Source organism: Micromonospora sp. RP3T, from assembly GCF_003027925.1.
Classification (GTDB): Bacteria; Actinomycetota; Actinomycetes; order Mycobacteriales; family Micromonosporaceae; genus Micromonospora.
The window spans coordinates 168,584-182,155 of the sequence record NZ_PYPS01000004.1 but is presented as its reverse complement, the minus strand read 5'-3'; the positions used below and the strand labels follow the sequence as shown (position 1 = coordinate 182,155).

Below are 13,572 nucleotides of genomic sequence, written 5' to 3'. Positions count from 1 at the left end.
AAGGCACCGGCCGCCGCCGCGCTCACATGCTGGCGATCAGCCGCTCCACCCGCTCGTCGTACGCGCGGAACGGGTCCTTGCAGAGCACCGTGCGCTGTGCCTGGTCGTTCAGCTTCAGGTGCACCCAGTCGACGGTGAAGTCACGCCGCTTCTCCTGCGCGTGCCGGATGAACTCACCACGCAGCCGCGCCCGGGTCGTCTGCGGCGGCGTCTCCTTCGCCTCGAAGATCTCCGGGTCGTTCGCCACCCGGTCCACCTCGCCCCGACGCTCCAACAACCCGTACAGGCCCCGTCCGCGACGCAGGTCGTGATAGGCCAGATCCATCTGCGCCACCCGCGGATGCGACAGCGGCAGGTCGTGCTTGCGCTGGTAACGCTCGATCAGCTTGAGCTTGCTCACCCAGTCGATCTCGCGTGCCACCGGGTCCAGGTCGCCGGTCTCCACCGCCCGCAGTACCCGCCCCCACAGTTCCACCACCCGCTTCGCGGTCTGGTCCCCGCCCCGGCGCTCCACGAACTCCGTCGCCTTCGCGAGGTATTCCTGCTGGATCTCCAGCGCCGAGACCTCCTTGCCGGAGGACAGCCGAACCTTGCGCCGGCCGGTGATGTCGTGCGACACCTCCCGGATGGCCCGGATCGGGTTCTCCAACGTCAGGTCCCGCATCACCACGCCGGCCTCGATCATTCGCAGCACGATGTCGGCGGTGCCGACCTTCAGCAGCGTGGTGACCTCGTTCATGTTGGAGTCGCCGACGATGACGTGCAGCCGGCGGTAGCGCTCCGCGTCCGCGTGCGGCTCGTCCCGGGTGTTGATGATCGGCCGGCTCCGGGTGGTCGCCGAGGAGACGCCCTCCCAGATGTGCTCCGCCCGCTGCGACAGGCAGTAGACCGCGCCGCGCGGCGTCTGCAACACCTTGCCCGCACCGCAGATCAACTGCCGGGTGACCAGGAACGGAATCAGCACGTCGGCCAGCCGGCCGAACTCCCCGTGCCGGGACACCAGGTAGTTCTCGTGGCAGCCGTACGAGTTGCCGGCCGAATCGGTGTTGTTCTTGAACAGGTAGATCTCGCCCGCGATGCCCTCGTCGTGCAGCCGCTTCTCCGCGTCGACGAGCAGCCCTTCCAGGATCCGCTCGCCGGCCCGGTCGTGCGCCACCAGATCGGTCACCGAGTCGCACTCCGGAGTCGCGTATTCCGGATGCGAGCCCACGTCCAGATAGAGGCGAGCCCCGTTACGCAGGAAAACGTTGCTCGACCGGCCCCACGACACCACCCGTCGGAACAGGTACCGCGCGACCTCGTCGGGGGAAAGCCGGCGCTGCCCGCGATAGGTGCAGGTGACGCCGTACTCGGTCTCGAGGCCGAAGATTCGCCGCTCCATGATGAGACATTAGCCGCCCGGAGCCCCCGATGGGCAGCGCCCGCCGTCAGCGTCGTACGCCGGGGTCCCCGGACAGCGACGAACCCCGCCACGTCAGCGACGTGGCGGGGTTCGGAAACCGGCCTCACTCGCCGGGCGCGTCCTCCCGATTGCCCTCCAGGTCGGCCGAACCCGCCGACGTGGTCGGCTTCTTCGCCTCCTCGGTCGGCACCGTCGGCGTCTTCGCCCGGCCCGGCGCCGGCGCGACGTCCGCCTCCGCGTCGCCCTCCAGCAGCGCGGTCAGCGCCGCGCCGGTGATCCGGCGGAACGTCCGGCCCACCCGGCGCCGGTCCAGGACCGCCACCTCCAACTGGTTCGCCGCGATCGTCCGGGCCGCCCCGCCCTCACCGCCGACGCTGCTCAGCGCCTTCATCGCGGCGCGTACCGCCTCCGACAGCGACATCTCCGGCCGGTGCTCGTTCTTCAGCACACCGGCGATCGCCTCGGACTGGCCGCCCATCGCCATCCGACCCGGCTCGTCGTTGACCGAGCCGTCGTAGGTCACCCGGTAGAGCGAGTCGTCGTCCGGCGAGGCAGCCACCTCGGCCACGCAGATCTCCACCTCGAACGGCTTCGACTGCTCGGTGAAGATGGCGCCCAGCGTCTGCGCGTACGCGTTCGCCAGCGCCAGCCCGGTCACGTCGCGCCGGTCGTAGCTCAGGCCGTTGAGGTCGGCCATCCGCACTCCGGCGCGCCGCAGGTTCTCGAACTCGTTGTACCGGCCGACCGCGGCGAAGCCGATCCGGTCGTAGATCTCGCTGACCTTGTGCAGCGTGCTGGACAGATTCTCGGCGACGAAGAGCACCCCGCCGGCGTAGCTCAGGACCACCGCGCTGCGGCCCCGGGCGATGCCCTTGCGGGCCAGCTCGGAGCGGTCGCGCATGATCTGCTCGGGCGAGGCGTAGAACTGCATGGCCACGGCGGTGGTTCTCCTTCGTACCTGTGGTGCGGGACTGCTGACTCGGTGGACGTGCGAGCGGGGTCAGCCGCCGGGGTTCTCCATCCGACCGGACACCACGCTCTCCGCGATCGCCGCCGTCTCGGCGTCGGTGAGCCGGTGGGTGCCCTCGGCCGTCGCGGTCATCACGACCGGGTAGATCCGCCGGGTCAGGTCGGGGCCGCCGGTGGCGGTGTCGTCGTCCGCGGCGTCGTAGAGCGCCTCGACGGCCAGCCGCGTCGCGTCGTCGACCGACAGGCCGGCCCGGAAGCGCTTCTTCAGCGCGGACTTGGCGAACAGCGAACCGGAACCGATCGCGTCGTAACCGGTCTCCTCGTAGGGGCCGCCGGTCACGTCGAAGCTGAAGATCCGGCCGGCCCGCGCCGGGTCGCTCGCGGCCAGGTCGAAGCCGGCGAACAGCGGGACCACGGCCAGGCCCTGCATGGCCGCGCCCAGGTTGCCCCGGATCATCGAGGCCAGCCGGTTGGCCTTGCCGTCGAGCGAGAGCATCGCGCCCTCGATCTTCTCGTAGTGCTCCAGCTCCACCTGGAACAGTCGCATCAGCTCGATGCCGATGCCCGCCGTGCCCGCGATGCCGACGAGCGAGTAGGCGTCGGCCGGGTGCACCTTCTCGATGTCACGCTGGGCGATCAGGTTGCCCATGGTGGCGCGGCGGTCGCCGGCCATGACCACGCCGTTCGCGGCCGCGATCGCCACGATGGTGGTCGCGTGCGGCGCCAGGTCGGCGGCCATGCCGGGCGGCAGCGGCCGACGACCCGGCAGCATCTCGGGGGCCGCCTTGCTCAGGAACGTGGTGAAGGAGGACGTCCCCGCGTTGGTGAACACATCTGGAAGACGCCCGGATGGATCAAAACCCGCTGCCACGTGGTTCCTCTCAGGTATGTGATCGCCCCGGCCAGGGTGTCGAGGTTGTCCTTGAACTGGCCGAGACCGCCGTTGCAGTTGAAGCAGAGTATCCCGCGGACCCATCCGGTGCGATGATCGTGGTCCAGATGTTCCGGATCGGGACGCCGGCAGATCGCGCACACGCCGCCCTGCTCGGCCAGGAGTTCCTGGAACTCCTTCTCCCCGACCCCGTAGCGGCGACGCAGGTGGTACTCGCGACTACCGCCGTAGAGCCGCTGCCGCGTTTCCTTGCCCTTCTCGTTGTGGCACGGCTTGCAGTATCGGCCGTAGCCACCCCGCCCGGACCGATTGCGCGGGAAGTCGTCAAGCACTTTCGTCTCGCCGCATGTCGGGCAACGACGGTGGCCATCCGGAACGGCTGGCAGCTCCCGCACCTCTCGCCCCTGCTTCTCCTTCAGGCGCCTGGCGTAGCTCGCCTTCGAACGAAGGTTGAAGCAGGGCTTGCAGTAACTGCCCCGGCCGTCAGGGCGACGACTGTTGGCGCAGAACTCTTCGAGCGGCTTCCACTCGTGGCAGTCCGGACAACGGCGGTAGCCATCCCGGTCGTCAGAGTTCTTGGGCATGTCCGATTTAACCAGCTATGCCCTATTCCCCCCCTTTTTGTACATAGCCCCTGACGAATTCCTCGGCGTTCTCCTCCAGGACGGAGTCGATCTCGTCGAGCAGGTCGTCGACGTCCTCGGTGATCTCGGCGTGCCGCTCGGCCACCTCGGGGTTGGCCTGCGCGGTGACCTCCTCGACCTCCTCGTGGGACTTGCCGGACTGGGTCTGACCACCCTCTTGCGTCGCCATGGTGGTGCCTCCTCCACGATCGCCTGCGATCAACTTACCTCGCGCGGGCGACGAAAAGCCCGCCGCGCGCCGGGTTCGGCACGCAACGGGCCTTCCGGCAACCGGCTCAGCCGCCGGTCAGCAGCTCCAGCAGATCCTTGGCGCTCTCGCACCTGTCGAAGAGCTGACCGACGTGCGCGCGGGTGCCCCGCTCGGGCTCCATCATCGGCACCCGGACCAGCGACTCCCGGCCCACGTCGAAGATGACCGAGTCCCAGCTCGCGGCCACCACCTCGGAGGCGTACTGGGCCAGACACCGGCCGCGGAAGTAGGCGCGGGTGTCCTCCGGCGGCTCGGTCATCGCGCTGCGGGTCTGCTCGTCGGTGAGCAGCGTCTTCATCGAGCCGCGCTGGACCAGCCGGTGGTAGAGGCCCTTCTCCGGCCGGACGTCGGAGTACTGCAGGTCGACCAGTTGCAGCTTGTGCGAGCCCCAGCCGAGCTTCTCCCGCTCCCGGTAGCCCTCCAGCACCCGCAGCTTGGCCACCCAGTCCAGCTCGTCGGCGCACTCGAAGGCGTCGCGGCCGAGCCGGTCCAGCACGCTCTCCCAGCGGTCCAGCACGTCGGCGGTCTGCGCGTCCACGTCGGGGCCGTACCGCTCGTCCACGAAGGAACGGACCCGCTCGTGGTAGGCCCACTGCACGTCCAGCGCGGTCAGCCGGCGGCCGTCACGCATCCGCATGAGGTGCTTCAGGGACGGGTCGTGGCTGACCGCGCGCAACTCGCCCACCGGATCGGCGATGCCCAGGTCGGCGCCGAGCGCCTTCTCCTCGATCATGGCGAGGATCAGCGACGTGGTGCCGACCTTGAGGAACGTGGAGATCTCGGAGAGATTGGCGTCGCCGATGATGACGTGCAGGCGGCGGTACTTGTCCGCGTCCGCGTGCGGCTCGTCGCGGGTGTTGATGATGGGTCGCTTGAGCGTGGTCTCCAGCCCGACCTCGACCTCGAAGAAGTCAGCACGTTGGGAGATCTGGAAGCCGCTCTGGCCGCCGTCCTGGCCGATGCCCACGCGGCCGGCGCCGCAGACGATCTGCCGGGTCACGAAGAACGGCGTCAGGTACGCCACGATGTCGGCGAACGGGGTCTGCCGGCGCATCAGGTAGTTCTCGTGGGCGCCGTAGCTGGCGCCCTTGTTGTCGGTGTTGTTCTTGTAGAGATGGATCGGGTGGGTGCCCGGAATGGTGGCGGCCCGTCGGGCCGCCTCGGCCATCACCCGCTCGCCCGCCTTGTCCCAGCGGACCACGTCGAGCGGGGTGGTCACCTCCGGGGTGGAGTATTCGGGGTGGGCGTGGTCGACGTAGAGCCGGGCGCCGTTGGTGAGTATCACGTTGGCCAGCCCGAGGTCCTCGTCGGCCAGTGCCTCGGCCGGGTCGTACGCCGCCCCGGAGTAGGTGAAACCGCGGGCGTCGCGCAGTGGCGACTCCTCCTCGTAGTCCCAGCGGGCCCGTCCGCCCCGGTTGAGTTCCGGTCGCGCCCCGTAGGCGTTTACCACCTGCGAGGAGGTGACCATCGGGTTGGCTCCGGCCTGGCCGGGCACGGAGATGCCGTACTCGACCTCGGTGCCCATGATCCGTCTGACGCTCATCGACCTGCCCGCTCCGCTCGCCGTCCCGGTCCCCGTCACGTCGAGCGTAGTCGGCACATCGACGGTAGGTGGCGCGCCGTCCCGCTCGGAGACGACCGACCGGGACGGCGCCGGTGTGGCGCCGCCCCGGTCGGGCCGGTCTCAGAGGTACTGGCCGGTGTTGCTGGCGGTCTCGATGGACCGGCCGGCCTCGGTGCCCTTGCCGCCGGAGACGAGCGTGCGGATGTAGACGATCCGCTCGCCCTTCTTGCCGGAGATGCGGGCCCAGTCGTCCGGGTTGGTGGTGTTGGGCAGGTCCTCGTTCTCCCGGAACTCGTCGACGCACGCGTCGAGCAGGTGCTGCAACCGCAGCCCCTTGCGCCCGGAGGTGAGGAACTCCTTGATGGCCATCTTCTTGCCCCGGTCCACGATGTTCTGGATCATCGCGCCGGAGTTGAAGTCCTTGAAGTAGAGGACTTCCTTGTCGCCGTTGGCGTACGTGACCTCGAGGAAGCGGTTCTCCTCGGTCTCGGAGTACATCCGCAGGACGACGGCGTCGATCATCGCGGCCACTGTGGCCTGCGGATCGCTGCCGTGTTCGGCCAGGTCGTCGGCGTGCAACGGCAGATCGGCCAGGACGTACTTCGTGAAGATGTCCTTGGCCGCCTCGGCGTCCGGCCGCTCGATCTTGATCTTCACGTCGAGCCGACCGGGCCGCAGGATCGCCGGGTCGATCATGTCTTCCCGGTTGGAGGCGCCGATGACGATGACGTTCTCCAGCCCCTCCACGCCGTCGATCTCGCTGAGCAGCTGGGGAACGATGGTGTTCTCCACGTCGGAGGAGACGCCGGAGCCGCGGGTGCGGAAGATCGAGTCCATCTCGTCGAAGAACACGATCACCGGAGTGCCCTCGCCGGCCTTCTCCCGGGCGCGCTGGAAGATCAGCCGGATGTGCCGCTCGGTCTCGCCGACGTACTTGTTGAGCAGCTCGGGACCCTTGATGTTGAGGAAGAAGCTGGTGTGCCGGTCCTTGCCCAACCGCTCCGCGATCTTCTTGGCGAGCGAGTTGGCCACCGCCTTGGCGATCAGCGTCTTGCCACAGCCGGGCGGACCGTAGAGCAGGATGCCCTTCGGTGGCCGGAGCTGGTGCTCGCGGAACAGGTCGGCGTGCAGGAACGGCAGCTCCACCGCGTCGCGGATCTGCTCGATCTGCGCCTGGAGGCCACCGATGTCCTCGTAGTCGACGTCGGGCACCTCCTCCAGGACCAGCTCCTCGACCTCACTCTTCGGGATCCGCTCGTAGGCGTACGCCGAGCGGGGCTCGATCATGAGTGAGTCGCCGGCCCGGATCGGGCTGCCGATCAGCGTCTCGGCGAGGTGCACGATGCGCTCCTCGTCCGAGTGGGAGACCACCAGCGCCCGGTCACCCGGCGCGCCGTCCGGACCGACCAGGATCTCCTTGAGCATCACCACCTCGCCGACCCGCTCGAAGCCGAACGCGTCGACGATGTTGAGCGCGTCGTTGAGCAGCACCTCCTGCCCACGGCGTAGCTCGTCGGTCTCCAGCGAGGGCGAGACGGCGACGCGGAGCTTGCGCCCGCCGGTGAACACGTCCACCGTGCCGTCGTCGTGCTTCGCCAGGAAGACGCCGTAGCCACTGGGTGGCTGGGCGAGCCGGTCGATCTCCTCCTTGAGCGTCACGATCTGCGCGCGAGCCTCCTTGAGGGTGCTCACGAGCCGCTCGTTGTTCTCGGTCAGCCGCGCCAACTGTGCCTGGGTGGCCGCCAGCCGCTCTTCGAGCTGCCGGACGTGTCGGGGGCTTTCGGTCAACTTGCGCCGCACCAGAGCGAGTTCCTCTTGCAGGAACGCGACCTGCGTGGAGAGATCGTGGGCTTCCTTTTCCCACCGTGCGGCGCGCGAGTCCGCGTCGTCGCTGCGTGCCACGTCCCACCTCCCCGGGGGGCTTGAACGTTCTGAGCTAACACTAGCCGCTATGAGCCCGATTCGGTCCTCCGCAACGCGCTCGTCACCGAAGCTTGATCGCCAAGGGCTGGTCGACGGGCGGGTACGGGCGTTCGGGTACCGTCAGAGTCCGGGACGGGAGAACATGGGGGGTGCTTCGTGACCGACGTCGCGACCGACCAGTTGCAGGTCTGGGTCGACCAGGACCTCTGCACGGGTGACGGGCTGTGTGTGCAGTACGCCCCGGAGGTCTTCGAGTTCGACGTCGACGGCCTGGCGTACGTCAAGGGCCCGGACGGCGAGCTGCGGCAGGCCCCGGGCGCCCGGGTGGACGTGCCGGAGCACCTGCGCCTCGAGGTGATCGACTCGGCGAAGGAGTGCCCGGGCGAGTGCATCCACGTGACGCGGGGCAGCGACGGCGTCGAGGTGGCCGGCCCGGAGGCCGAGGACTGACGCACGGCTGACGCGGGGCCGGGGACGGCGTCCCCGGCCCCGCGTCGTGCCGTCCGGGCCGCCGCCGGCTCAGAGCCCCGGGCAGGGCTCAGGGCACAGGCCGGCTCAGGGCACAGGCCGGCTTCAGAGCATCGGCCGGCTTCAGAGCATCGGCCGGCCGACCACCGAGGCCACCAGCCGGGCGAACTCCTCCAGCCGGGTGATCTGCCCGGCGCCGCCGTCGTCGAGCGTCTTGCCGAAGCGCAGCGCGTCGTGCCGCGGGGTGCCGGCCGCCTCGTCGCTCGGCGGCGCCTCGTCAAGCGAGCTGAGCAGCAGGTACACGTCGATGCTGTCGACCCGGACCGTGCCGTCGTCGGCGCGGGTGAGCCGGCGCCGGCAGCCGACCTCGGTGACCGTGGAGACCGGCACCACCCGCAGCGACGAGGTCATCGCGCCGGGCGGCCCCTCCCCCGGCGGCACGTCCTCGCCGTGCCAGAGCACCAGCCGGCTGCCGTCGCAGACGACGACCTCCTGCCACACCCCGTTGACCTCGTTGACGAAGCGTTCCAGCGTGAAGCCGAGCACGGAGGCCCCGCGCAGCACCCCACCGAGCGCCTCCAGGGCGATGTCGGGGTCCCGCAGGTACGCCCGGGCGGCCGATTCCAGGTCGGCGTAGGGCGACCAGTCGGGGAAGACGGCGGGCATCTCGCCGTTGCCGTAGCCGGGACTGCTCACGCCACCTCCCGTCGACCGGTACCGCCGGGGCCGGGACGGACGCGCCCACCGCGCGTCCCGGTCCGCTCTGTCATGCTTACCGTCTCCGGTGTCGTCGTCCCCACGGGCACACATGATCCGCCCGACCGTGGCGGTTCGCGCGGCGGGGGTCAGGACCGGTCGGGCTCTTCCGCCGGCCGGGCCGCCGCCGCGGCGCGCAGGGCGTCGCGGCGCTGCGCGTACGCCTCGGCGCCCTTGCTGGGCTTGCGCCGGCGCGGCGGCGCGGTGACCCCGGGGGCGAGCTTGCGCGCGGAGACCAGGAACGCGGTGTGCGCGATCATGCGGTGGTCGGGCCGGACCGCGAGGCCCTCGGCGTGCCAGTCGCGGACCATCGACTCCCAGGCGCGCGGCTCGGTCCAGCCGCCGCGCTCGCGCAGCGCCTCGACCAGCTCGGAGAGCTGCGGCGTGGTGGCCACGTAGCCGATCAGCACGCCGCCGGGGACCAGCGCCCGCTCGACCATGTCGAGCATCTCCCACGGGGTCAGCATGTCGAGGATGATCCGGTCGAAGCCGGTCTCGGCGCAGTCGGCGACGTCGCCCACGTGCAGCCGCCAGGCCGGGTGCGGGCCGTTGAAGAACGCCTCGACGTTGCGCCGGGCGATCTGGGCGAAGTCGTCGCGCAGCTCGAAGGAGTGCAGCTCCCCCTCGGTGCCGACGGCGCGCAGCAACGAGCAGGACAGCGCGCCCGAGCCGGCGCCGGCCTCGAGCACCTTGGCGCCGGGGAAGATGTCCCCCATCGCGACGATCTGCGCCGAGTCCTTCGGGTAGATCACCTGCGCGCCGCGGGGCATGGAGAGCACGTAGTCGGAGAGCAGCGGTCGCAGCGCCAGGAAGGCGGTGCCGCCGCCGGCGGTGGTGACCACACTGCCGTCGGGCAGGCCGATGAGTGTGTCGTGCGCGAGGATGCCACGGTGGGTGTGGAACTCCTTGCCGGGCTCCAGCGTCACGGTGTGCATCCGGCCCTTCGGGTCGGTGAGCTGGACCCGGTCGCCGATCCGGAACGGCCCGCGGTGGACCGGGGGCAGCGCCGGGACGGTGGAGTTCTCTGCGGTCACGTGTTCGTCTTCCGTTTCGGTTCGAGGAGCTGGGCGAGGTCCGCGACGTGGAGCACGCCGACCACATCTTCGCCTGCCGTCACCAGGTACTGCGCGCCCGGGTGGGTGCGGACGGTCTCCAGCACCCGCTCGCCGTCCGCGTCGACCGGCAGGGCGGGCAGCGCCGCCAGGCCGCGCGCCACCTCGTCCACCGCGAGCCACGGCCGCCGTTCCGGGGGTACGGCGGCGGCGCGCGCCGGGTCGACAAGCGCCACGGTCCGGCCGGCGGAGTCGACCACGGCGAGCGCGGCGTCCGGCGTGCCCGCCTCGGCGCGGCGGCGCTGCGCCTCGGCCAGCGGGGTGCCGGTGGGCACCGGCAGCAGCGGACGGGCCAGCCGGGTCAGGTCGACCAGGTGCAGCCGGCGACCGATGCGGGCCAGTCGGATGGACTGCCCGGCGCCCCGCCACAGCGTCAGCGCGACCAGCAGGAGCAGCGGCAACGCCAGCGGGGCGAGCGCCCGGCGCAGCGTGAGCGTCACCACCAGGGCCAGCGTGCCCAGCGCCACGGCCCGGCCGACCCAGCCGGCCACCTCGGTGCCCCGGTGCCGGTCCCGGGTGAGCGCCCAGACCGCGGCGCGCAGCGCGCGCCCGCCGTCCAGCGGCAGCCCGGGCAGGCTGTTGAAGATCGCCACCACCACGTTGCTGACCGCGAGCTGGAAGGCGAGCTGGTGGCCGAGGGTGCCGGCGGGCAGCGTGAGCGTGGCGGCGACCGCGCCGGCGCCGAGCACCGCGGACACGGCGGGGCCGGCCAGCGAGATCAGCAGCTCGGTCCGGGGGTCGGGGGCATCCCGGTCCATCTCGGTGTAGCCGCCGAGCAGTTCCAGCGTGATTCCCCGCACACCGATGCCGAACCGGCGGGCGGTGAGCGCGTGCCCCAGCTCGTGCAGCAGCACGGAGCCGAGCAGCGAGACGACGAAGCCGAAGCCGACCAGGTAACCGCCGAGCGGGCCGAGGTCGAGCTGGCGGCGGGCCAGCGCCGCGTAGAGCACGGTGACCACGACGGTGAGCAGCAGCATCGACGCGTCGGCGCGCAGCGGCACGCCGAAGACCCGGCCGAGGCTCAACCCGGGCCGGCGCGGCCGTCGGGTCCGCTGCTCCACCCCGGCGATGCTACGCGTCTGTAGATCATGGTCCGGCACGGCGACGGTGGTGGTGTCACACCGGTGGCCTAACCTTCCGGGCATGACGGCGGATCCGGTGATCGACACGCAGGGCGACCCGACGGCGGCACCGACGCCGGTCACGGTGCGGGCGTCGTTGTCGCCGTCGCGGGCGGCCGACTTCAAGACCTGCCCGCTGCTCTACCGGTTCCGCAGCATCGATCGGCTGCCGGAGCGCCCGACGGTCGAGCAGGCCCGGGGCACGCTGGTGCACGCCGTGCTGGAGCGGCTGTTCGACCTGCCGGCCCCGGCGCGCACCCCGGAGTCGGCCGGCGATCTGGTCGCCCCGCAGTGGGACCGCCTGGTCACCGAGGAGCCGGAGCTGGCGACGCTGTTCGCCGACGACGACCCGGCCGGCGTGGAGGGGTTCCTGCGGTCGGCGGCGGGGCTGCTGGAGGGCTATTTCACGGTGGAGGACCCGCGCCGGCTGGAGCCGGCCGAGCGCGAGGCGTTGATCTCCGCGGTGGTCGACGACGAGCTGCTCATCCGCGGCTATCTCGACCGCCTCGACGTGGCCCCGGACGGCGCGCTGCGGGTGGTCGACTACAAGACCGGCGGCGCGCCGCGCGAGGCGTTCGAGGCGCGGGCGCTGTTCCAGCTCAAGTTCTACGCGCTGGTGCTGTGGCGGACCCGGGGCGTGGTGCCGCGGGTGCTGCGCCTGCTCTACCTCAAGGACGCCGAGGTCTGCGACTACGCGCCCGACGCCGACGAGCTGGTGCGCTTCGAGCGCACGGTGGTGGCGCTGTGGCGGGCGATCGAGCAGGCCACCGCACGGCAGGATTTCCGGCCCCGCCCGAGTCGGCTCTGCGACTGGTGCAGCCACCAGGCGCTCTGCCCGACCTTCGGCGGCACGCCGCCGCCGTTCCCGGTGGCCGCCGCCGCGCCCGACCCGCTGGTGGACGCCCGTTCCCGACCGGCCAGTCCCGGGGCCGACGAGTGAGGCCCGTCCCCGCCGGGTGAGCCCCCGGGGTCCGGATCCGTCGATGGGCGGGTCGTCTCCGCTACGCCGCGCAGCGCCCAACCCGCCCCGCCCGGACGCCCCGATCCGCCAATGGCAGCGCGCCCACCTCTCCCGCCCGTGCGCGTCCTTCCCCTCTCCAACCACGCCCGCCCGTGCGCCCCACCCGACGCCGCGCCCGCCTCTCTCCCCCGCACATGGCCCCGCTTTCCCGGAAAGTGGGGCCATGCCGGCGCTGATGCCCACGCTTTCCCAGAAAGTGTCACCCCCGCCCCGGACGGGCTCGCTTCTCCCGACGGCGCGCCGCGCCGCGCGGACCCCATGGGGCCGCTTTCTGGGAAAGCGTGCGTCAAGAGGCCTCGATGAGCACGCTTTCCCGGAAAGCGGTGGGTGGAACGGGCGGGCGAGCGCGGGGCGGAGCGACGCGGGGCGGAGCGGGGGCCCGCGGGGCGGGGGTGGGGGCCCGCGGGGCGGGGGTGGGGGCCCGCGGGGCGGGGGGTGGGTGGGGGTGGTGGGTGGGGCGATGGGATCGGATCCGGTGCGGTCGGTATGCGGGAACCGGTCGCCCTCTACGGTGGTTCCTGCGGACCGGCCGACGCCGGCGGTGGTCTCCGGGCGATGTGCCCGGCGACCGCCGGGCCCGGCCAACCCGGTTCCGGGCTGACCCGCCGTCCAGCACGACGAGGGAGACGATGACCGACGCCGCCGCGCCCCGACCGGTTCGGGTCCTCCTCGCCGACGACCAGCCGCTGCTGCGTGCCGGGTTCCGGATGGTGCTCGGGGTCGAGGACGACCTGGACATCGTGGGCGAGGCCGGCGACGGCGTGGAGGCGGTGGAGCTGTCCCGGCGGCTGCTGCCGGACGTGGTGCTGATGGACATCCGGATGCCGCGGATGGACGGGGTGGCCGCGACCCGGACGATCGTGGACGCCCGACTGCCGGTACGGGTGCTGGTGCTGACCACGTTCGAGCTGGACGAGTACGTGGTCGGCGCGTTGCGCGCCGGGGCGAGCGGCTTCCTGGCCAAGGACGTGCCGGCGGAGGACCTGGTGACCGCGATCCGCACGGTGGCGGCCGGGGAGGCGGTGGTGGCGCCGCGGATCCTGCGCCGGCTGCTGGACCGCTTCGCCGACGTGCTGCCGGATCCGGCGGCCAGTCGTCCGCGGGTGCTGGACCCGCTGACCGACCGGGAGCGGGAGGTGCTGGTGCAGGTGGCGCGCGGGCTGTCCAACGCCGAGATCGCCCGGGCGCTGTCAGTCAGCGAGACCACTGTCAAGACGCACGTCGGGCACGTGCTGACCAAGTTGAAGCTGCGGGACCGGGTGCAGGCGGTGGTCCTGGCGTACGAGACGGGGCTGGTGCGGCCCGGGAAATAGGTGGCGGCGCTCACGTACCGTGACCAACGGCGGCGGCGTGGGGTTGACCGTGACGCGACGTGAGGTCCTACCGTCGGCGTCGCCGGTCGGTCAGGGATCACCCTGAGCCGGCCTGGGGGGCGACCCTCACCGGAAAT

General features: G+C 71.5%; 13 protein-coding genes. 3 read left to right on the top strand and 10 right to left on the bottom strand.

What is annotated here, in order from left to right:
• Window positions 1-22: 22 nt before the first annotated feature.
• From pafA to arc, 7 genes are all read right to left on the bottom strand, one after another.
• Window positions 23-1,381, bottom strand: a complete 1,359-nt coding sequence (gene pafA, locus C8054_RS05345) for a Pup--protein ligase (RefSeq protein WP_107155591.1) — start codon at window positions 1,379-1,381, stop codon at window positions 23-25.
• Window positions 1,382-1,505: 124 nt separating this feature from the next.
• On the bottom strand, window positions 1,506-2,339 hold the full coding sequence (prcA, locus tag C8054_RS05340) for a proteasome subunit alpha (protein WP_107155590.1): 834 nt from the start codon (window positions 2,337-2,339) through the stop codon (window positions 1,506-1,508).
• 63 nt (window positions 2,340-2,402) lie between these two features.
• A complete protein-coding gene (gene prcB / locus C8054_RS05335; protein ID WP_199199544.1) occupies window positions 2,403-3,242 on the bottom strand; it encodes a proteasome subunit beta in 840 nt (279 codons plus the stop codon).
• Complete coding sequence (locus tag C8054_RS05330; RefSeq protein ID WP_199199542.1) at window positions 3,161-3,847, bottom strand: endonuclease VII domain-containing protein; 687 nt, start codon at window positions 3,845-3,847, stop codon at window positions 3,161-3,163. The genes prcB and C8054_RS05330 overlap by 82 nt, the downstream gene beginning before the upstream one ends.
• Window positions 3,848-3,869: 22 nt before the next feature.
• Window positions 3,870-4,076, bottom strand: a complete 207-nt coding sequence (locus C8054_RS05325) for a ubiquitin-like protein Pup (protein WP_046562769.1) — start codon at window positions 4,074-4,076, stop codon at window positions 3,870-3,872.
• Between the two features lie 106 nt (window positions 4,077-4,182).
• The gene (dop, locus tag C8054_RS05320; protein WP_107155588.1) at window positions 4,183-5,700 is read right to left on the bottom strand and encodes a depupylase/deamidase Dop; all 1,518 of its coding nucleotides are present in this window, start codon (window positions 5,698-5,700) and stop codon (window positions 4,183-4,185) included.
• 141 nt (window positions 5,701-5,841) lie between these two features.
• Window positions 5,842-7,623: a proteasome ATPase gene (gene arc / locus C8054_RS05315; protein ID WP_107155587.1), complete on the bottom strand. Its 1,782-nt coding sequence runs from the start codon at window positions 7,621-7,623 to the stop codon at window positions 5,842-5,844.
• 177 nt (window positions 7,624-7,800) lie between these two features.
• Here arc and C8054_RS05310 point away from each other — a divergent pair, with 177 nt between their 5' ends.
• Entirely contained in the window at window positions 7,801-8,094 is a 294-nt protein-coding gene (locus C8054_RS05310) for a ferredoxin (RefSeq protein WP_107155586.1), read from the top strand.
• A gap of 141 nt (window positions 8,095-8,235) precedes the next feature.
• Here C8054_RS05310 and C8054_RS05305 read toward each other — a convergent pair whose 3' ends face one another.
• From C8054_RS05305 to C8054_RS05295, 3 genes are all read right to left on the bottom strand, one after another.
• Window positions 8,236-8,808 carry a hypothetical protein gene (locus tag C8054_RS05305; RefSeq protein WP_107155585.1) on the bottom strand — a complete coding sequence of 191 codons (573 nt, stop codon included), beginning with the start codon at window positions 8,806-8,808 and terminating at the stop codon, window positions 8,236-8,238.
• Between the two features lie 149 nt (window positions 8,809-8,957).
• Window positions 8,958-9,902, bottom strand: coding sequence for a tRNA (adenine-N1)-methyltransferase (locus tag C8054_RS05300; RefSeq protein ID WP_107155584.1), 945 nt, complete (start codon window positions 9,900-9,902; stop codon window positions 8,958-8,960).
• Window positions 9,899-10,957 (bottom strand): M50 family metallopeptidase, encoded by a 1,059-nt coding sequence (locus C8054_RS05295; RefSeq protein ID WP_233219504.1) that lies wholly within the window; start codon window positions 10,955-10,957, stop codon window positions 9,899-9,901. The genes C8054_RS05300 and C8054_RS05295 overlap by 4 nt, the downstream gene beginning before the upstream one ends.
• A 166-nt stretch (window positions 10,958-11,123) precedes the next feature.
• Here C8054_RS05295 and C8054_RS05290 point away from each other — a divergent pair, with 166 nt between their 5' ends.
• Both C8054_RS05290 and C8054_RS05280 read left to right on the top strand, forming a co-directional pair.
• Entirely contained in the window at window positions 11,124-12,041 is a 918-nt protein-coding gene (locus C8054_RS05290; protein ID WP_107155582.1) for a PD-(D/E)XK nuclease family protein, read from the top strand.
• A 710-nt stretch (window positions 12,042-12,751) separates the two neighbouring features.
• Window positions 12,752-13,435 carry a response regulator transcription factor gene (locus C8054_RS05280; RefSeq protein ID WP_107155581.1) on the top strand — a complete coding sequence of 228 codons (684 nt, stop codon included), beginning with the start codon at window positions 12,752-12,754 and terminating at the stop codon, window positions 13,433-13,435.
• Window positions 13,436-13,572 lie beyond the last annotated feature (137 nt).

What these genes read in the sequence shown, in the direction of transcription:
- pafA (WP_107155591.1), bottom strand. Translation starts at nt 1,381, where the DNA reads ATGGAGCGGCGAATCTTCGGCCTCGAGACCGAGTACGGCGTCACCTGC.
- C8054_RS05330 (WP_199199542.1), bottom strand. Translation starts at nt 3,847, where the DNA reads ATGCCCAAGAACTCTGACGACCGGGATGGCTACCGCCGTTGTCCGGAC.
- C8054_RS05325 (WP_046562769.1), bottom strand. Translation starts at nt 4,076, where the DNA reads ATGGCGACGCAAGAGGGTGGTCAGACCCAGTCCGGCAAGTCCCACGAG.
- dop (WP_107155588.1), bottom strand. Translation starts at nt 5,700, where the DNA reads ATGAGCGTCAGACGGATCATGGGCACCGAGGTCGAGTACGGCATCTCC.
- C8054_RS05295 (WP_233219504.1), bottom strand. Translation starts at nt 10,957, where the DNA reads ATGCTGCTGCTCACCGTCGTGGTCACCGTGCTCTACGCGGCGCTGGCC.
- C8054_RS05290 (WP_107155582.1), top strand. Translation starts at nt 11,124, where the DNA reads ATGACGGCGGATCCGGTGATCGACACGCAGGGCGACCCGACGGCGGCA.
- C8054_RS05280 (WP_107155581.1), top strand. Translation starts at nt 12,752, where the DNA reads ATGACCGACGCCGCCGCGCCCCGACCGGTTCGGGTCCTCCTCGCCGAC.